The sequence below is a fragment of the Spirosoma endophyticum genome (genome assembly GCF_900112365.1).
GTDB lineage: Bacteria > Bacteroidota > Bacteroidia > Cytophagales > Spirosomataceae > Spirosoma > Spirosoma endophyticum.
This window is the reverse complement of record NZ_FOLQ01000009.1, coordinates 116,794-134,481: the sequence shown is the minus strand read 5'-3', so window position 1 is coordinate 134,481 and position 17,688 is coordinate 116,794. Positions and strand designations below refer to the sequence as shown.

Genomic DNA, 17,688 nt, shown 5'->3' with positions numbered 1-17,688 from the left:
ATTAGTCAATTAGGGATTTGGCAATTCCAACATCTAGTCACTGAGGCTGCTCGCCTTACACAGAGAACAGTCCGTCGTTCAACGCATTGAGGGCTTCGGCCTTATAACGGCTATGCACGAGCAGAGATAGGTTACTCTCGGTACCGCCATACGAAATCATCCGAATCGGAATGTTCTGCATTGCGTTGAAAACACGTACCGCTACGCCCTGATTGTCAGCGCTGAAGTTCCCAACAATACAAATAATGGTTTGATCGAAATCGGGTTCTTCGAGCGTACAGAACGTATTTAATTCATCCGTAATCTCCTGAATGCGCTCTGTATTATCAATCGTAACCGACACCGATACTTCCGAAGTGGTTATCATATCGACCGGTGTTTTGTACTTCTCGAAAATCTCGAAAATCCGACGCAGAAACCCATAAGCATTCAGCATACGGGTCGAGTGGATATACAAAGCCGTAATACCGTCTTTAGCAGCCACAGCTTTAAATACCTCACTTGATGTGGCCGGCGCTCCGGGACGGTCGGCAATCAGCGTACCGGGCGCGCTGGGTTCCATCGTATTTTTCAGACGTACCGGAACGCCAAACATCCGAGCGGGTGTAATAGTCGATGGGTGCAAAATCTTTGCACCGAAATAGGCCAGCTCAGCGGCTTCATCGAAGGTCAATTCACGTACCGGAAACGTATTTTTTACGATACGTGGGTCGTTGTTGTGCATTCCATCAATATCCGTCCAGATCTGGATTTCTTCCGCCCGAATCGCTCCGCCAATCAGCGACGCTGTATAATCAGAACCACCCCGTTTTAGATTGTCTACTTCGCCACGAGGATTCCGGCAAATAAAACCCTGCGTTACAATGATTTGCGTGTCCGCATGCGAAGGCAATATTTCGGCGAGTTTTTCTTCCGTGTAGTGGATTTCCGGCTCATTGTCGGCGTCAATCCGCATGAATTCCAGCGCGGGCAATAAAGCCGACGTAACACCTTCCTCAACCAAATAAGCCTGAAAAATCTGAGTACTCAGTAACTCACCTTCGGCTACCAACTCCTTCTCCTGTTTGACCGTAAAGGGTTTGATACCCGTCAGCGACCGGATAAAGGAGAACTCATTCTCAACAACTTGTTGACCAGCCGCTTTGCCTTCGGCCGATTTATACAATTCATTGATGAAGCTATCGTAATGGGCTTTCAGCGTATCAATTTTCGCATTAGCTTCGCCATCATCGTTTGCTTTAAGCGATTCGCCGATAGCCAATAATGCGTTGGTAGTGCCGGACAAAGCCGACAGGACGACGATTTTACGGGTATCGTCGCTGGTAATCAGGTTTCGGATGGAGTGCATACGCTCGGGTTTCCCGACCGACGTGCCGCCAAATTTCCAGACGTGCATTTTTAAAGAATGAATGAGTGAATGAGTGAATGAGTGAACAGGAAAGCCGTGGAAACACTCTTTCACTCATTCACTCTTTAAAACTTACTATAAACTTGTTCCTGTAATCCTAGCATTTTAACGGCGGTGATAGCAGCTTCATCACCTTTGTTGCCATGCTTACCACCCGCCCGGTCAATCGCCTGTTGCTGATCATTCGGCGTAAGCACACCAAATATGACAGGCTTACCCGTTTTCAGCGATACGTTCGTCAGTCCTTGCGCTACAGCATGATTGATATAATCGTTGTGTTTGGTCTCGCCCTGAATTACACAACCCAGCGCAATAACAGCATCAATATCAGCACGTTGTGCAAGCCACTGAGAGCCTAAACTCAACTCATAGCTGCCCGGTACATTGCCCCGGATAATATTTTCTGCCTTCGCTCCATGCTGAAGCAATGTTTGGTATGCTCCTTCGAAAAGGGCTTCGGTAACCTCCGTGTTCCATTCGGATACCAGAATAGCAAATCGCCGATGACTGATATCGGGTAATTCGTCCGTTGAAAAGACGCTAAGGTTTTTTAAATCAGATGCCATCTGAACCAGGATTTACAGGATTTAAATGATTTTCTTGACTGTCTGAATAGGGATTGGAATAAGTCTCATGATTTTGTTCTTCACTTTCACTGAAAGTAAAATCATGTAAATCATTCAAATCGAATAAATCTTGGTTCAGACAAAAAAAGGACAAAACCGGTTCGGCTTTGTCCTTTGCAGTATTGAAGTATTCCAGTACGCTTACGACTCACCGACGGTTGCCTCAAGTAAGGATTTATACTTTTTGGCACTAGCGGCTTCGGCGGATTGAGCGTACGTAATAATGATGCTGTTATAGGTTTCGATAGCCTTATCGTTTTGCTTAGCCTGCTCCTGAGCAATGGCTAATTTCAGCAAATAACCAGGCGTAAAAAATTTATTCGGCTTGTAGTCAGCCGCCTTACGGTAGTAATCAGCCGCTTCGTCGAAGCTCTTTTTCTCCATGTAGGCATCGCCGATAAGCGCATAAGCACGCGCCTGAACCAGTAAGTCAGACGAGCTGAAACTCTTCAGACGCTCGATGGCGTCGTCGTATTTACCTTCTTTCAGCAAACCGATACCGGCATAAAACTCGGCCAGATCACCGGCCGGCGTTGACCCATAATTATCAGCGACCGCCAACAAACCTGGGTTTCGGCCATCACCACTGAGGGCTTTTTTTAGCGAATCGGCTTCGATCTGATAAACAGAAGGGAACAGCTCAACCTGAGCGGTTTCGTCCTGTGTACCTACGTAGTATCGATAGCCAAAGAAGCCAACAACCAGTAGCATGATGCCACCGAGTATACCAAGTACAATATTTTTGTTTTGCTGGAAATAATCACCAACATCCTCCAACCTTCCTTCTAATGCGTCCGGGTCTTCTAAAAAGTCCAGGCCGGGATTCTTCTTGCTCATGCTTTTGCAATTTGGATTGCAAAATTAGGAATATTTACCATTACGGAAAAGCGTAACCCTCAAAAGTTTACGAATCAGTTCCTTAATCTATGGCCATATCCCGTACAGCCAACATTTCGGAAGCCCGTACATCCCGAATCTGGTGCGGTAATAACGTTTCTACCGCAACAGCTTCGCCAGTCAATGTAACAAACTCGACCTCGAAGGCTTTCCCTTCATTATAGACGGTTAGAATAATGCCAACGTCGCCTGCTTTTAAGCGACCGTCGGCTACGTCTTCCTGTAACACAACTAAATCAAACTCATTCATGCGTACTGTAAAAATGCTCCTGAAATAAGTAACGCCCGATTTGACGTCTTGTTTTGTTAAAATTGAGTTAACTTTGCTCCCGCTAATCTTATTAAGGGGTGCCCCAATATAACGGGCTGAGATTATACCCATTGAACCTGGGCGGGTAATGCTGCTAAGGGAAATGTATTCACGAATTAGGTTCGTGAGTAGTTGCCAAAAATCATCTCTAACCAAAGATAGGTCCGGCCCCTAGCCTATCGTCTATTTTTTCGTCATGAAAAAAACGACGACTTATCTTATTTTGCTTGTAGCCTTATTTTGGCTGTCAAATCTGCCCGCGTGGGCTCAATTCGCCATTACGGGAAAAGTTAGCGAGGCTGACGGCGGTACGTTGCCCGGCGCGGCCATTACCATCGAAGGTACTTACAAAGGTACTTTCACCGATGCTAACGGAGTCTTTCAGCTTACAAACCTAAAGACCGGCCAATTATCAATACATGTTTCGCTACTAGGCTTTGAGACCCAGACGCAAACGCTCGACCTGACGCAGAATACGAACATAACTGTTACGTTACAAAAAGCGGCCATTGCGGTTGATGAGGTTGTTGTGAGTGCCACACGCGCCAATCAAAAGTCGGCGATTGCGTACACCGATGTGACGCGCCGGGAGCTGAACAAACTCAATCTGGGTCAGGACATTCCGCAGTTGCTCAACTTCACCCCCTCGATCGTCACAACATCCGATGCGGGTGCGGGCGTGGGATACACCGGTATTCGTATTCGCGGGTCGGATGCAACGAGGGTGAACGTCACGCTCAACGGAATTCCGTATAACGATGCCGAGTCGCAGGGGACGTTTTTTGTGAATATGCCCGATTTTGCGTCTTCAGTCAGTACGGTTCAGATTCAACGCGGTGTCGGTACATCGACCAACGGAGCTGGCGCTTTTGGGGCGTCGGTTAATATTCAGACCAATAAGCTGGAAGAGAAGCCTTATGCCGAAACGAACGTATCGGCAGGCTCATTTGGAACCCGCAAAGTGAACGTATTAGTCGGTACGGGTCTACTCAATAATCATTTCGTGCTGGACGCCCGACTCTCAAAAATCCATTCCGATGGCTACATTGACCGCGCGTTCTCTGACCTAAAGTCTTTTTATATCTCTGGTGGCTACTACACGAAAAAGAGTTTTTTCCGGCTAAACATATTTTCGGGTCAGGAGCAAACGTATCAGGCCTGGAATGGCGTACCGGAAAATCTGCTAAAGACCAACCGCACATACAACTCGTTTACGTATGATAATCAGACGGATAACTACCAGCAGGATAATTATCAGTTAATTACATCGCATGAACTCAGTAAAAACTGGCGTGCTAACGTGTCATTCTTTTATACAAAAGGCAAAGGGTATTATGAGGAGTTTAAACCGGCCGATAACTTCAGTAAATACGGTTTGCCCAATGTCGTCATCGGTGATTCTATGATCACGAAAACGGATCTGGTTCGGCGGTTGTGGCTGGACAATGATTTTTACGGGGGCGTTTTTTCGTTCGACTACAACAGCTTTGGCAAGCTGACGGCCAATATTGGTGGCGGTTGGAATCAGTATACGGGCGCTCACTACGGCGAAATTATCTGGGCAAGAGTTTCTGGCAACGCGAATATCCGAGACCGGTATTATGAAGACAACGCCACGAAACGAGATTTCAATCTATATGCAAAAGCGTTTTACCAGTTTACGCAGGGCTTAAATGGTTTTGTTGATGCCCAGATTCGAACGATCGACTATTCATTTTTAGGATTCAACAGCCAGTTGCAAAACGTTCAGCAGGACGCGAAACTGACATTTTTCAATCCGAAAGCAGGGCTGACATACACAATCAACGACCGCAGTACGGTCTATGCCTCTGTGGGGGTAGGTCAGCGGGAGCCAAACCGCAACGACTACACACAGTCAACGCCCGAAAGTCGTCCCAAAGCCGAGAAGTTAATCGATTACGAAGCAGGGTATAAAATTCAGACAGAGAAACTGGCGTTTACGGCCAACGCTTACTTCATGAATTACCGGAACCAACTGGTATTGTCGGGTCAACTGAATGACGTAGGTGCGGCTAATCGGGTAAACGTACCAAACAGTTATCGGGCGGGGCTGGAGTTGGAGGCTGGTGCACGGCTAGCCAAATCGCTTCGCTGGAACGTAAACGCTACCTTCAGCCAGAACAAGATCAAGAATTTTACGGAATATCTGGACAACTTCGACAACGGTCAGCAGGAGAGCCGACAGTACAATCAAACGGATATTTCGTTCTCACCGAATGTGATTGCCGGATCGCAGTTGCTGTTTACACCCGCCAAAGGGCTGGAGCTGGGGTTACTCTCCAAATACGTTGGCAAGCAATATCTGGACAATACGTCGAACGAAAGCCGCAAACTGAATTCGTATTTCACTAATGACATTCGGCTGATTTACAGCCTCAAGCCCAAGTTCGCACAGGAAATTGTCTTTACGCTGCTCTTCAATAACGTACTGAATGAGCTTTACGAATCGAATGGCTATACCTACGCTTATATTTCTGAAGGGAAAGTCGCAGCCGATAATGGCTATTATCCACAAGCCGGACGGAATTTTCTGGCGGGGATTCGCATAAGGTTTTAATTATCAGATTGTCTGAATCGGGATTTAAATGATTAATGTGATTTTGTTGTTTTCACTCTTGGAAGCCTAATCGTATTAATCATTTAAATCCCGGTTCAGATTAATTTATCGCCTGCTCCAGATCCTGAATCAAATCCTCAATGTCCTCAATACCAACGCTGAGCCGGATGAGGGTATCTTTCAGACCATTTTTCAGACGCTCTTCTTTCGGAATGCTGGCATGGGTCATGCTGGCGGGGTGCGTACACAGTGACTCAACACCCCCCAATGATTCGGCCAAAGAGAACACGTTAAAACTTTCCATTACGTGAACCGCTTCGGGCATCGAATCACCTTTCAACTCAAATGACAACATACCGCCAAAGCTCCGCATTTGCTTTTTGGCCAGCTCATGACCCGGATGTGATTCCAGGCCCGGATAGTAGACTTTACTCACTTTAGGGTGCTGTTGCAGATACTGAGCGACCTTGATCGCATTCTCGCAGTGGCGCTGCATCCTGATATGCAGGGTTTTAATACCACGTAGCACCAGAAAGCAGTCTTGCGGTCCTGGAACGGCCCCGCAAGCGTTCTGGATAAATGCCAGCCGTTGCGCGGTTTCATCGTCGTTCAGGATAATGGCCCCCATAACGGTATCAGAGTGACCACCGAGGTATTTTGTGACCGAATGCATAACAATATCAGCGCCAAGGTCGAGTGGATTTTGCAGATAAGGTGACGCAAATGTATTATCGACAACAAGCTGAATGTTGTGCGGTTTCGTAATGGCGGCAATGGCCTCGATATCCACCAAACGTAGCAGTGGATTCGTCGGCGTTTCAATCCAGACCATTTTTGTGGCCGGTGTGATCAACGATTCCAGATTAACCGGGTTCGATAAATCGACAAACGTAAATTTTAGACCAAATTCCTGAAACACACGCACCATAATTCGATACGTACCGCCGTAAAGGTCGTTGCTGGCAATTATTTCATCGCCCGGTTTGAACAGTTTCAGAATCGCGTCTGTTGCGCCTAAGCCCGACGAATAACAAATCCCGTGTTTCCCGTTTTCGAGCGCTGCGAGGTTGTTTTGCAGGACGGTACGTGTTGGATTCTGCGTTCGAGCATACTCGTAGCCCTTGTGCTTACCCGGCGACTCCTGCACGTAGGTTGACGTTTGATAGATAGGCGTCATAATGGCGCCCGTTGTGGGGTCCGGCTCAATACCGGCATGGATGGCTTTTGTTCCGAATTTCATACTCAAAGGTAGCGAAGAATCTAACGTCGCACAGGCACTTGAACGGCTTGCCTAAAACCACAGCCGCCATTTACCCGTTTGATATACTGTGAAGTTATCTATTCCTAAAACTCTTACCGGCCCCGCCATTGCAGGTGTTATCTTATCGGTGACGCCCATTGCCTTTACGTCGTTTCTGACCTACTTCGCTGTCGTTCACGAAGCTCAAATCGCCAGTTTTACCGGTTGGCAGTGGGCGATCATTACGCTCTGCTGTGCCATTACGTCGGCAGGGTTGACGCCCCCAACAATGCTGGCCCTTATATTTGGCTACTTTCTGGGCTGGCAGGCTGTATTGCCTCTTTTCGTAATCAATTTTGGCGGTATATTATTCATTAACCTTATCGTTCACTGGCTCGATCATGACCGGTTTCTTGCTTTCCTTCGCCGAAATCCCAAAGCTCAATCGGTGCTGGATCGCATTTTGAATAACGAATTGGAAGTTATTTTCTTTGCCAAGCTCTCCCCTATTCTTCCATTTGGCTTAACAAATTTGATGTTCGCGCTATCGGGCGCGAAACTGAAAAATATTTTGCTGGGTGGATTTCTGGGGATGACGCCACGCACATTACTAGCTATATGGTCGGGCCACGAAGCACGCGAAATCAAGACGCTTTTAGAAAATCCTAACCAAAGCGCCTGGACTCAAATCGTTATTATCGGTTTGATTGTTGTTTCTATTGCGGGACTATGGCAGGTCATACAGCGATCATTAAAGTAATGTCGACCATATCGGTTAGCCATAAAAATTATTTCTGGCTCAGTTTTTCAGCAGTCAACTCAATCAGATGATTGTGCCCCGTTTTGAAAATAGTAAGCTCATAGTGCCGAAGCCGTTTCGTTAGCGGAGAAATATACGTACCTGGCACAAGCCGATCGAAGGCCCCCGTGAAGAAACGCACCCGCACAGGATATGTATTGAGCAATATACTACTAGTCTTTAGGTCGGGATGAATTAATCGAAACTGCGTCCAACTTCGATAGACCAGATCGCGCTGTTCAGATGTACCGAGCGATATTTCGGCAAATCGCATAACGGTTCGATTCAACAGACCGAGTTGTGTCATGGTGTGTCCAATGGCAGTGAGCATGGGTAAATGACGTAGCAAATACCGAAACAGCCAGCGGCCGACACCGGAATTTGTTGCTAAACTGTACCAGCCATTGAGGGTGATACCATCTGGCGCAATCAAAATGAGTTGATCCAATCTATCGGCAAAAGCTTCGACAGTTGCCAGCGTGAATCGTCCCCCCAAACTGAAGCCTATCAGCGAAAAACGATGGATGTTCTGATCTTGTAAAAAAGCGCCTATTAACCTTTGCCATTCACTTTTGGTTAGAAGCTTACGGCTGACATACTGACTATTCCCATGAAAGAATAAATCAATGGTAAAGACCGTGAACTGACTACCAGCCAGCGTATTAAAGGATTTATAGGCCAGGCTACTCTGTCCAAACCCATGAAATGCCAGCAGCATTGACGTACCAGTACCATATTTGCGATAGGCCAGGCGATTCCCTTCAAACAAAAAATTATACGTAGTAGCCCCAGTCATATTGACAAAGTTGCATAAAACCCAAACACCAATGCTCACCTTCACGAATCTGGCTGCGTTTTCGATCCATATTGGGCAATCGCTTGGCGAAACAGACTACGTAACAATCACCCAGGAGATGGTCAATCTATTTGCCGAAGCTACCGGCGATTATCAATGGATTCATACCGATCCTGAACGAGCCGCCCGCGAATCGCCCTACAAAACAACTATAGCTCATGGCTTCCTGACACTTTCACTGGCCCCAAAACTGATGGCCGAACTTTACCGGATTGAGTCAATCAAAATGGGTATCAATTACGGAGCCAATAAAATTCGATTCACAAGCGCAGTCCCGGTTGGCAGTCGACTGCGTATGCAAGCACAATTAAAACAAGTCGAGCAGCAAAATGAAACGACTGCGAAGGTTTTTATCGAATGTATATTTGCCATCGAAGGCGAATCAAAACCCGTTTGCGTAGCAGAACTTATCACGCTGCTCTCCGAACAGGAATAGTATGCACGCATACCATCGTCTTATTTCTTCTTATATTTACCCCATTCTCAACAAACAATCTTTATTAACTAAAACAACGCTATTCAGATGGCATCGGCAGCACTGGAATTACAGAGTTTAAATTTTAACTTATCGGAGGAGCACCTTGCCGTGCAGGAAGCCGCCCGCGATTTTGCTCAGAATGAACTGTTGCCGGGCATTGTCGAACGTGATAACGAAGCCCGGTTTCCGACCGAGCAAATCAAGCGGATGGGCGAGCTGGGCTTTTTAGGTATGATGGTTTCACCGGAGTACGGCGGTGGTGGCATGGATGCCGTCTCGTATGTATTGGCGATGGAAGAAATATCAAAAATTGATGCGTCAGCCTCGGTAGTGATGTCGGTTAACAATTCGCTGGTATGCTATGGACTGGAAGCATATGGTACCGAAGAGCAAAAAAAGAAATATTTGACCCGTCTGGCCACCGGTGAAACTATAGGTGCCTTCTGTCTGTCAGAACCCGAAGCAGGTTCCGATGCTACGTCACAGAGCACCACTGCTGAAGATAAAGGCAATTATTATTTAGTGAATGGCACCAAAAACTGGATTACAAATGGAAACACTTCGGGGATTTGCTTAGTCATTGCGCAAACCGACCGCGAAAAAAAACACCGGGGTATTAATTGCCTGATTATCGAGAAAGGAACGCCGGGTTTTGTGGTCGGTAAAAAAGAAGATAAAATGGGGATACGTGCATCAGACACGCACTCCTTACTTTTTACTGACGTAGAGGTGCCTAAGGAAAATCGTATTGGCGATGATGGTTTTGGCTTCAAATTTGCCATGTCAACGCTAAATGGCGGCCGGATTGGTATTGCTGCTCAGGCATTGGGCATTGCAGCAGGGGCTTATGAATTAGCGCTAAAGTACAGTCAGGAACGCAAAGCTTTCGGAAAGCAACTATTTGACCATCAGGCTATTCAGTTTAAATTAGCTGAAATGGCAACAAAAATAGAAGCCGCACGACTTCTTGTCTACAAGGCCGCACGGCTGAAAGATGAACACAAAGATTACGTCCAGGCGGCTGCTATGGCTAAATTATTTGCCTCAGATGTAGCGATGTGGACCACCACCGAGGCTGTCCAAATTCACGGCGGTTACGGTTATGTAAAAGAATTTCATGTAGAGCGGTTAATGCGCGATGCAAAAATCACTCAGATTTATGAGGGTACTTCCGAAATACAAAAATTAGTAATAGCCCGAGAACTGGTTCGCTAGGGGTTTTCTTGGTAAAGTCGAATTTTCCTAAACCGATAGTACGTGTTCTTGCTGAATACGTACTATTTTTTTTATTTTTTGGAAACTTTTATAGTTGTATTAGTTTTGTACAAATTATTAGTTTTGTGCAACTTTGAGCACCGAACTAAAATTTAGAGATATCCCCTTTCTACTATGGAAGATTACAATAAAATAATCGAATCATTGGGTGTTAAGTTTATTAAGGCCCGTAATATTCGGATTTTACAACCGATCACCATCAAAAATTTCTACGATGTTGAAAACACACTGTTGATTTTGTTCAACGGCGACGTATCAATTGGCGACGAGAAAATAAAGGTGGATGTTGGTGACATGCTTTTTATACCTGGTGGTAAGCACGTTACAGTTACGTATGGTGATCCATCAAACCCAAAAACCGTCTCTAATGAGGAATTCATGACGCATCGGGAATCATACTGGGAAGGCAACCATGACCCAAAACTTATTGGCCATCTGCCTAATTCATTCGGGTACGTATCGTTTGAAGCCAAAGTTTTTGACTCGGTTAACTTTTTTAATTCGCTGGATGTTCCTCCATTCATCATCAAGCGGGAAGAACATTTAGCGACTACCATTGATCAGATTCTGGCCGAAGAAATGACCGATCTGGCCGGGAAGGGCCGCATTATTAAGATTAAGACGGAGGAAATTGTTATTGAAGTCGTTCGGTATATTTTGAAAAACCATCTGTTCGTCGAGCAGTTGGTGACGAACAGTACCTACTTTAAAGATCCACGTCTGATCGATATTTTTGCCTACATCAAAGAAAATCTCGGTGGAGACCTGTCCAACAAAGTGCTGGCCAACGTAGCAAACGTTTCAGAAGATTACGTTGGACAATATTTCAAGATGCTGACGGGAATCAACCCGCAGGATTATATTGAATACCAACGGATGGAAGCCGCCGTGGGATTACTACGTACGAGCAAAAAGAGCATTCGCGCGATCGGTGCCGAAGTGGGTTACAAAGACACGGCTTATTTCTGCCGCCGATTCAAGATGATGTTCGGTATTCCGGCCGGTAAAATGCGCCGTCGGGAGTCCCTGATGAACGTATAAAATAAAGTTAACAAGCTGATAGGCGTCAGTCAATAGTATAACAGACCGCTGAGCGGCAAGTAGATACTATTAACTGACGCCTATCAGCTTGTTGACTTTTATTGCATATTTACTTCAATAGGCAGCGTGTAAAATACCGCAACAGGATTACCTCCCACCTCTCCCGGACGCCAGCGGGGCATTTTTTCGATAGCCGCAATAACAGCGGTTATAAAACCCTGCATTCTTTTTAATGTTTTTTTGTCGAGCGGTTTCGTCGTTACTCTAATATCATGCACATAGCCCAGGTCGTCAATAATGAATTTGGCCGCAACTGGTCCGGTATCATAATTTTTCCGTACCAGTGCGTTAGGGACCTTTATATTCTCGGCCAGAAACAGACTCAATGCAGCTTTTCCTCCTGGATACTCCGGCTGGCGTTCGGCAACTGTATAAATTTTTCCCTTAACCGACTGCGCCATTGCCTCAGGACGCCTGATGAATAAGAGTGTACAGGCTATAACCGCTAGGTATAGCAAAGGTGAGGTACAATGTTTCATGAATTAAGCTTGTACTACTGATTGATTGAACTCCCGCACTACGGCCGATAATTGCGGCAATAAATCCGGGTCTTGCTCGATACCATTCCCAACCACAATCACATCAGCACCTGCTTTCAAGGCTTCATATGCTTTTTCGCCAGAATTAATCCCTCCGCCTACAACAATGGGCACATCAACCGCTTCACGAACAGCGGCAATCATTTCGGGCGATACAGGGCGACGTGCACCGCTGCCTGCATCCAGGTAGATTAATTGCAGGCCAAGCATTTCACCCGCCATAGCGGTACAGGCTGCCACGCCAGGCTTATCGTAGGGTAAGGGCATTGTACCACTAATGTATGAAACGGTTGTTTGCGTACCGCTATCTACCACCATATACCCCGTTGGCAGAATTTCCAGCCCGCTTTTTTTGAGTAGTGGAGCCGCAATAACATGCTGCCCGATTAAAAATTCTGGATTGCGGCCTGAAATAAGCGAAAGAAGTAAAATAGCATCGGCCGATGCCTCAATGTGAAGTGGGTTACCCGGGAACAAAATAATCGGCGTCTGACTATGACGCCGAATAGCAGAGATGACTTCCTTATGAGCGTAATCGGTTACCAAACTACCACCAACCAGGAAAAAGTCGATTTGATTTGTAACCGTTTGAGCAAGTAGAGCAGAAAATGCGTTCTGCTCAATCTTATCAGGATCGAGCAGAACGGCAAAGGCCTTTTGACCAGACAACCTATACTTACGGAGTGTAGTCAACAGGCTCTGTGGGAGCTTGTTCGTGGTAGTCAGTTGGTTCGGCAGTTGGATTGATGGCATTATTAGTACGTATGCGGGCTAAAAATCCAGTTAGCTGCTCACGAGCGATGTTAGTTAGAACAGAGGTGATTATGCCTCCAATCAGGCCACTCGTGGCTGCCGACTTTTGAATTTTATTTGCCTTCTGCTTAGCAACTTTTTGATTTGACGGCTCGTCCGATAATTCGTCATCTTCGTCATAGTCATATTCCTCATCGTCCGGCTCACCATATTTTTCGGCGTACCGATACTCATCGGACTTAGGCAGAATGGCATTTACAACCAAATATACGGCTAAAGCGGCACCTGCAACAAACGCCGTCGTTTTGCCAACTTCTGTAGCATCGCCTTTTATAGACTCAACGCCATCGGTAATTGAGGTTTTAAATCGCTCTGTAGCGGCCATCAATTCTGCTCGACGAGCTGTCGTATCAGCGAATAACACTTTAGGATCTTCCATTTTCTTCTTCCTGATTTCGTGTAAATAAGTGGCTCATAAAGTAGTTTATCGATCTGTCTATCAGCATATTTGAAAAAATATCGATTGTGCTAGGCACTACGTCCTGTATCGCTCATAGATGACCGGGTTTGCGCCATCAATTCTTGAACAGCTTCCGATTTTTCTTCAATCTTTTTCTCCTGACTCTTTTTTATCGCACTGTAAGCAGCTACGCGAATTTTTGATTTGAAGAAATCTTTAGCAGCTATCCAGATTAGGCTTAGAAGCAGAAAAAAGCCTGCCACAATTAAAAAACCCAGATACCGACTACTTGTAAGTTCATTTATGTAAGCGGCCAGCAGAATAAATAAAAATATAGTTGTCATAGTAGCTAACAGAGCCAGCACAATACTATGCACACCTACGACAACTCCTTCCTCAATCTTGCCTCTGCTTTCCAGCGTAAACAACTCGATACGGGCTTCCAGATAACGAAATATATTTTCCCGAATTTCTTCCAAGCGTTCTAGCATAATCGTAGATAATTTAATTTTACTCTGCCGTATTTACAAAAAAACGCTCATTTTGTTTGAAAACAGGGTAAAATAAAAGCGGCTTCGGTACATTAATTATGTACCGAAGCCGCTTTATGAAATTATCCAATATTGACTAGAAGTGAGGCTCCTCCAGGATTAGTGTCAATTATGACTAGGCATAAGTAAGCACCAGCCCATTTGAAGGATGGTTAAATATTAATCTATTGGGTAATCATACAACAGTTTCGCCTTACTTTTCATGTTAGCGCGATTGACGCAGTTTAGCTTCAATCGTCTGTTGCGTGTGTGGCACAGCTCGGAGCCGTTCCTTTGGTATCAACTTACCCGTATCCTTGCACACACCGTAGGTTCCGTTTTTAATCCGTACCATAGCGCCATCCAACTGCTGAATAAACTTTTGCAATCGAGCTGCCAGTTGGCTTAGATTTTCGCGTTCGCTAGTGTCAGCCCCATCTTCAAGGAGTTTGGAGTTACCCGACGTGTTATCGGTACCGCTATCATTCCGCTTGCTCAGTGTTTCTTTTATGTAATTTAGCTCACTACGAGTCCCGTCGAGTTTTTTACTAATCAGTTCCTCGAACTCCTTCAAATCTTCTTCCGAATAGCGCTTTTTTTCTTCCTGAACCATATCAAGTACTTACGTTAGATGCGGTACCTTATTTTGGCCACAAAATTAAGGCTTTGTCGTCAGGAATTCAATCAATTAGCTAAGTATAAATACTTTTTTTGAAAATTCACTGAATTGTGATTCTGTAATTAGCCAAATGAATCTTCTGCCTATCATATTTTTCACTAAAAAGTCTTTGGGCCTTTAAATAATATGTGAATGATTCTACTGAGAATTTGATATTACATTAATCCTAGAAAAAATATACTTTTCATAGTATTATCTACGATTTACTAAGTTTGTGGGACACTTCAGCAGCAATTTTGTTCTAAAAACAGAAGTTATAGTAAAGTCATGGGATATATTGAACCAGCTCCAATAAAAGATAAAGAAAATCCACTCGAGTCAATGATGTCGCGCTTTGATGCCGCGGCCAAATTAGTGGGCATTTCAGATGAAATGTATGACATATTAAAAGTACCAGCCCGGCAGGTAATTGTTGGGCTACCCGTCACGATGGACAACGGGGCTATAAAGGTCTTCGAAGGCTATCGGGTTATTCACTCCAACATTCTTGGGCCTGCAAAAGGAGGAATTCGGCTGGATCCAGCTGTGCACTTAGACGAGGTTAGAGCCCTGGCGGCTTGGATGACCTGGAAATGTGCTGTTGTGGATATTCCGTACGGGGGCGCTAAAGGCGGCATTGCCTGCAACCCAAGGGCTATGTCGGCGGGCGAGATTGAGCGCCTTATCCGACAATACACAGTGGCTATGCTCGACGTAATTGGTCCCGATAAGGATATTCCAGCCCCCGACATGGGCACTGGCCCGCGCGAAATGGCCTGGATTGTGGATGAGTACTCCAAAGCAAAAGGAATGACTGTCAATAACGTAGTGACGGGAAAACCGCTTGTATTGGGTGGTTCACTGGGCCGTACTGAAGCTACCGGACGAGGTGTTACGGTAGCAGCTCTGGCGGCTATGGATAAACTGCGCATGAATCCTTACCGTACTACAGCGGCTATTCAGGGGTTTGGCAATGTTGGTTCATTTGCGGCTGAACTACTGCACGAACGGGGCGTCACAGTAGTAGCCGTCAGTGATATTTCTGGCGGTTATTACAATAAGAGCGGAATTGACATTACAGCAGCCGTAGCCTATCGCAATGCCAATAAAGGAACGCTGGAAGGCTTCACTGGAGCCGAGAAAATTTCGAATGAAGAACTGCTCTCGCTGGCCGTAGACGTATTGGTGCCTGCTGCCAAAGAAGACGTTATTACGGAAGATAATGCGGCATCCATTCAGGCGAAAATGATCGTGGAAGGTGCCAATGGACCTACGTCAGCTAGTGCCGATGAAATTATTAATAGTAAGGGAATCTTAGTGGTCCCCGATATTCTGGCTAATGCTGGTGGTGTTACGGTCTCCTACTTTGAGTGGGTACAGAACCGAATTGGCTACAAATGGACACTCGACCGCGTTAATCGTCGGGCCGACCGCGTGATGAAGGATGCTTTTGATCGCGTTTTTGAAACATCGCAACGCTATCAGGTACCACTACGTTTGGCCGCTTACATAGTTGCGATTGATAAAGTGGCCAGCACCTATAAATACCGGGGTGGATACTAAACAGAATGTATGATGTATGGTATAGGATGTCTAATTTTGTGAATTAAAGAATCCGTTTAATACGTCATACATCCTATATCATACATTATTTCATGCGCCTACACCGCGAAGGTAAAACCATTATGATTACCACAGCGCTAGTTCTGCTAGTGCTGGACTTGCTTGCCTCTGTCTTTCTGTTTTCGGACAATCCAACCGCAATTACACTACTTGTGATCATCAGTCTGGTACTGTTAGTGCTGGTGGTACAGTTCTTCCGCATTCCGAACCGACTGCTGACCACGGGTGAATCACAGGTGATTGCCCCTGCTGATGGAAAGATTGTTGTGATTGAGGAAACCATTGAAAGTGAATACTTTAAAGATCGTCGGCGGCAGGTTTCGATTTTCATGTCGCCCCTGAACGTTCACGTCAATCGGAATCCTATCACGGGGATTGTGCGTTATTTTAAGTACTTCCCTGGTAAATATTTGGTTGCCTGGCATCCAAAATCGAGTACAGAAAACGAGCGCACTACGGTTGTTATTCAAGCAGCAAGTGGTACAGAAGTACTGCTACGTCAGATTGCGGGTGCCGTGGCCCGACGCATCATTTGGTACGTAAAAGAAGGACAGCCTGTTCAGCAGGGGGAGGAGTTTGGTTTTATAAAATTCGGGTCGCGTGTAGACGTATTTTTGCCATTAGATGCTCAAATCAATGTCAAGATTGGCGACGTTACGAAAGGAGGAGTTACAGTAATAGCTGAGCTAAAGTGACGCTTAATTAAGCTTTTATACGCTGATACTCAACAACTGCCCACGTTCGGTTTCCGTTACGACCAAGCCTAGTTTACCAGTTGGATCAAAGGCGCAATTTGAAGGGTTCTGCCCTGGCAAATGAATATCGCGGACGAATTGCCCTTCATCTGAAAATACCCTGACAATGCCCGCTCCAAATACGGCTACGTAGAGCCGCCCGTCGGAACCAACTGCCATACCATCAGGGCCGGGAATATCGGCATCGACGGGCGCATCAATAACGTTTGCCCATACGCGAATGGTCTCCCAGCTTACTCCCTCCTTGTCCCAGTATCCGCTCCAGATACGTTGTCGATGCGTTTCAGCGATTAATAGTGTTTGTTTATTTGGGAAGAAGGCCAGTCCGTTTGGGTAAAATAAGCCGTCTGCAATAATTTGCACAGGACCATTCGGTGAACAAACTGCTACGTAGCCCGATTGGCCATCATCGTAGGGACCAGGGCAGGAAATAAGTAAGTTACCGGCGTCATCGAAGAGCAGATCATTAGGCATATTAAGTGGCCGACCACCAATCTCACCAAGAATGGTCTCAATTTCCCCGGTTTTTATATTTACCCGCCGGATCGAATTCTGACCTGAATCGCAGAACCAAAGATACCCGAGATGGCAGGTCAACCCATTAGGGCGTCCACCTGTATGAATTCGTTTTGTATGCCCGTTAGCCGCTCGACAAAATAATCCCTCACCTTCTTGCTCAACGCACCAAAGATTATTATATCCATCGAATTCTGGACCTTCAGGAAACCGTAAGTCTTTTGCTAGTACCCGTACATTGTCCATACTAACTTATAACTGAATAGCATTCTCTCGCCCAAATAGT

At 45.7% G+C, this 17,688-nt stretch carries 19 protein-coding genes; 7 read left to right on the top strand and 12 right to left on the bottom strand.

What is annotated here, in order from left to right:
• Window positions 1-55: 55 nt before the first annotated feature.
• The 4 genes from BM202_RS21590 to BM202_RS21575 all read right to left on the bottom strand — a co-directional run bounded on the left by BM202_RS21590 (window position 56) and on the right by BM202_RS21575 (window position 3,181).
• Window positions 56-1,396 (bottom strand): aspartate kinase, encoded by a 1,341-nt coding sequence (locus tag BM202_RS21590; protein WP_093829987.1) that lies wholly within the window; start codon window positions 1,394-1,396, stop codon window positions 56-58.
• A 77-nt stretch (window positions 1,397-1,473) separates the two neighbouring features.
• Window positions 1,474-1,974, bottom strand: coding sequence for a 6,7-dimethyl-8-ribityllumazine synthase (gene ribH / locus BM202_RS21585; protein ID WP_093829985.1), 501 nt, complete (start codon window positions 1,972-1,974; stop codon window positions 1,474-1,476).
• A gap of 201 nt (window positions 1,975-2,175) precedes the next feature.
• A complete protein-coding gene (locus BM202_RS21580; protein ID WP_093829983.1) occupies window positions 2,176-2,871 on the bottom strand; it encodes a tetratricopeptide repeat protein in 696 nt (231 codons plus the stop codon).
• An 82-nt stretch (window positions 2,872-2,953) separates the two neighbouring features.
• Window positions 2,954-3,181, bottom strand: a complete 228-nt coding sequence (locus BM202_RS21575; protein WP_093830167.1) for a DUF4926 domain-containing protein — start codon at window positions 3,179-3,181, stop codon at window positions 2,954-2,956.
• 256 nt (window positions 3,182-3,437) lie between these two features.
• On the opposite strand from BM202_RS21575, the gene BM202_RS21570 reads away from it, so the two are divergent.
• Window positions 3,438-5,819, top strand: a complete 2,382-nt coding sequence (locus BM202_RS21570; RefSeq protein ID WP_093829981.1) for a TonB-dependent receptor — start codon at window positions 3,438-3,440, stop codon at window positions 5,817-5,819.
• Window positions 5,820-5,919: 100 nt separating this feature from the next.
• Here the strand turns inward: BM202_RS21570 and BM202_RS21565 are convergent, their stop codons facing one another.
• Window positions 5,920-7,059 carry a cystathionine gamma-synthase gene (locus BM202_RS21565; RefSeq protein ID WP_093829979.1) on the bottom strand — a complete coding sequence of 380 codons (1,140 nt, stop codon included), beginning with the start codon at window positions 7,057-7,059 and terminating at the stop codon, window positions 5,920-5,922.
• Between the two features lie 88 nt (window positions 7,060-7,147).
• On the opposite strand from BM202_RS21565, the gene BM202_RS21560 reads away from it, so the two are divergent.
• Window positions 7,148-7,819: a TVP38/TMEM64 family protein gene (locus BM202_RS21560; protein ID WP_093829977.1), complete on the top strand. Its 672-nt coding sequence runs from the start codon at window positions 7,148-7,150 to the stop codon at window positions 7,817-7,819.
• Between the two features lie 28 nt (window positions 7,820-7,847).
• On the opposite strand, the gene BM202_RS21555 is transcribed toward BM202_RS21560, so the two are convergent.
• Complete coding sequence (locus BM202_RS21555) at window positions 7,848-8,654, bottom strand: alpha/beta hydrolase (protein WP_093829975.1); 807 nt, start codon at window positions 8,652-8,654, stop codon at window positions 7,848-7,850.
• Between the two features lie 31 nt (window positions 8,655-8,685).
• On the opposite strand from BM202_RS21555, the gene BM202_RS21550 reads away from it, so the two are divergent.
• The 3 genes from BM202_RS21550 (at window position 8,686) to BM202_RS21540 (ending at window position 11,508) form a co-directional block, all read left to right on the top strand.
• Window positions 8,686-9,150 (top strand): MaoC family dehydratase, encoded by a 465-nt coding sequence (locus tag BM202_RS21550; RefSeq protein WP_093829973.1) that lies wholly within the window; start codon window positions 8,686-8,688, stop codon window positions 9,148-9,150.
• Window positions 9,151-9,237: 87 nt separating this feature from the next.
• Window positions 9,238-10,407, top strand: coding sequence for an acyl-CoA dehydrogenase (locus BM202_RS21545; protein ID WP_093829971.1), 1,170 nt, complete (start codon window positions 9,238-9,240; stop codon window positions 10,405-10,407).
• A gap of 174 nt (window positions 10,408-10,581) precedes the next feature.
• Window positions 10,582-11,508 (top strand): AraC family transcriptional regulator, encoded by a 927-nt coding sequence (locus tag BM202_RS21540; RefSeq protein WP_093829969.1) that lies wholly within the window; start codon window positions 10,582-10,584, stop codon window positions 11,506-11,508.
• A gap of 98 nt (window positions 11,509-11,606) precedes the next feature.
• On the opposite strand, the gene BM202_RS21535 is transcribed toward BM202_RS21540, so the two are convergent.
• The 5 genes from BM202_RS21535 to BM202_RS21515 form a co-directional block, all read right to left on the bottom strand.
• Window positions 11,607-12,047 (bottom strand): energy transducer TonB, encoded by a 441-nt coding sequence (locus tag BM202_RS21535; RefSeq protein ID WP_177236644.1) that lies wholly within the window; start codon window positions 12,045-12,047, stop codon window positions 11,607-11,609.
• 3 nt (window positions 12,048-12,050) lie between these two features.
• Window positions 12,051-12,800 (bottom strand): phosphoglycerol geranylgeranyltransferase, encoded by a 750-nt coding sequence (locus tag BM202_RS21530; protein ID WP_245776739.1) that lies wholly within the window; start codon window positions 12,798-12,800, stop codon window positions 12,051-12,053.
• Window positions 12,784-13,299, bottom strand: a complete 516-nt coding sequence (locus BM202_RS21525; protein ID WP_093829965.1) for a hypothetical protein — start codon at window positions 13,297-13,299, stop codon at window positions 12,784-12,786. Before BM202_RS21525 ends, BM202_RS21530 begins: the two co-directional genes overlap by 17 nt.
• Before the next feature lie 89 nt (window positions 13,300-13,388).
• The gene (locus BM202_RS21520; RefSeq protein WP_093829963.1) at window positions 13,389-13,811 is read right to left on the bottom strand and encodes a phage holin family protein; all 423 of its coding nucleotides are present in this window, start codon (window positions 13,809-13,811) and stop codon (window positions 13,389-13,391) included.
• Between the two features lie 265 nt (window positions 13,812-14,076).
• Window positions 14,077-14,463: a TraR/DksA family transcriptional regulator gene (locus tag BM202_RS21515; protein ID WP_093829961.1), complete on the bottom strand. Its 387-nt coding sequence runs from the start codon at window positions 14,461-14,463 to the stop codon at window positions 14,077-14,079.
• Between the two features lie 333 nt (window positions 14,464-14,796).
• Here BM202_RS21515 and BM202_RS21510 point away from each other — a divergent pair, with 333 nt between their 5' ends.
• Window positions 14,797-16,071 carry a Glu/Leu/Phe/Val family dehydrogenase gene (locus BM202_RS21510; RefSeq protein WP_177236643.1) on the top strand — a complete coding sequence of 425 codons (1,275 nt, stop codon included), beginning with the start codon at window positions 14,797-14,799 and terminating at the stop codon, window positions 16,069-16,071.
• A 92-nt stretch (window positions 16,072-16,163) separates the two neighbouring features.
• On the top strand, window positions 16,164-16,826 hold the full coding sequence (locus BM202_RS21505; RefSeq protein ID WP_093829959.1) for a phosphatidylserine decarboxylase family protein: 663 nt from the start codon (window positions 16,164-16,166) through the stop codon (window positions 16,824-16,826).
• Between the two features lie 15 nt (window positions 16,827-16,841).
• On the opposite strand, the gene BM202_RS21500 is transcribed toward BM202_RS21505, so the two are convergent.
• Window positions 16,842-17,648 (bottom strand): SMP-30/gluconolactonase/LRE family protein, encoded by an 807-nt coding sequence (locus tag BM202_RS21500; protein ID WP_093829957.1) that lies wholly within the window; start codon window positions 17,646-17,648, stop codon window positions 16,842-16,844.
• Window positions 17,649-17,688: the final 40 nt, after the last annotated feature.

Excerpts from the sequence above, each read along its gene's own strand:
- BM202_RS21570 (WP_093829981.1), top strand. The coding sequence starts at position 3,438 with ATGAAAAAAACGACGACTTATCTTATTTTGCTTGTAGCCTTATTTTGG.
- BM202_RS21545 (WP_093829971.1), top strand. The coding sequence starts at position 9,238 with ATGGCATCGGCAGCACTGGAATTACAGAGTTTAAATTTTAACTTATCG.
- BM202_RS21505 (WP_093829959.1), top strand. The coding sequence starts at position 16,164 with ATGCGCCTACACCGCGAAGGTAAAACCATTATGATTACCACAGCGCTA.
- BM202_RS21520 (WP_093829963.1), bottom strand. The coding sequence starts at position 13,811 with ATGCTAGAACGCTTGGAAGAAATTCGGGAAAATATATTTCGTTATCTG.
- BM202_RS21515 (WP_093829961.1), bottom strand. The coding sequence starts at position 14,463 with ATGGTTCAGGAAGAAAAAAAGCGCTATTCGGAAGAAGATTTGAAGGAG.
- BM202_RS21535 (WP_177236644.1), bottom strand. The coding sequence starts at position 12,047 with ATGAAACATTGTACCTCACCTTTGCTATACCTAGCGGTTATAGCCTGT.
- BM202_RS21575 (WP_093830167.1), bottom strand. The coding sequence starts at position 3,181 with ATGAATGAGTTTGATTTAGTTGTGTTACAGGAAGACGTAGCCGACGGT.
- ribH (WP_093829985.1), bottom strand. The coding sequence starts at position 1,974 with ATGGCATCTGATTTAAAAAACCTTAGCGTCTTTTCAACGGACGAATTA.
- BM202_RS21540 (WP_093829969.1), top strand. The coding sequence starts at position 10,582 with ATGGAAGATTACAATAAAATAATCGAATCATTGGGTGTTAAGTTTATT.
- BM202_RS21550 (WP_093829973.1), top strand. The coding sequence starts at position 8,686 with ATGCTCACCTTCACGAATCTGGCTGCGTTTTCGATCCATATTGGGCAA.
- BM202_RS21525 (WP_093829965.1), bottom strand. The coding sequence starts at position 13,299 with ATGGAAGATCCTAAAGTGTTATTCGCTGATACGACAGCTCGTCGAGCA.
- BM202_RS21590 (WP_093829987.1), bottom strand. The coding sequence starts at position 1,396 with ATGCACGTCTGGAAATTTGGCGGCACGTCGGTCGGGAAACCCGAGCGT.
- BM202_RS21565 (WP_093829979.1), bottom strand. The coding sequence starts at position 7,059 with ATGAAATTCGGAACAAAAGCCATCCATGCCGGTATTGAGCCGGACCCC.
- BM202_RS21500 (WP_093829957.1), bottom strand. The coding sequence starts at position 17,648 with ATGGACAATGTACGGGTACTAGCAAAAGACTTACGGTTTCCTGAAGGT.
- BM202_RS21555 (WP_093829975.1), bottom strand. The coding sequence starts at position 8,654 with ATGACTGGGGCTACTACGTATAATTTTTTGTTTGAAGGGAATCGCCTG.
- BM202_RS21580 (WP_093829983.1), bottom strand. The coding sequence starts at position 2,871 with ATGAGCAAGAAGAATCCCGGCCTGGACTTTTTAGAAGACCCGGACGCA.
- BM202_RS21510 (WP_177236643.1), top strand. The coding sequence starts at position 14,797 with ATGGGATATATTGAACCAGCTCCAATAAAAGATAAAGAAAATCCACTC.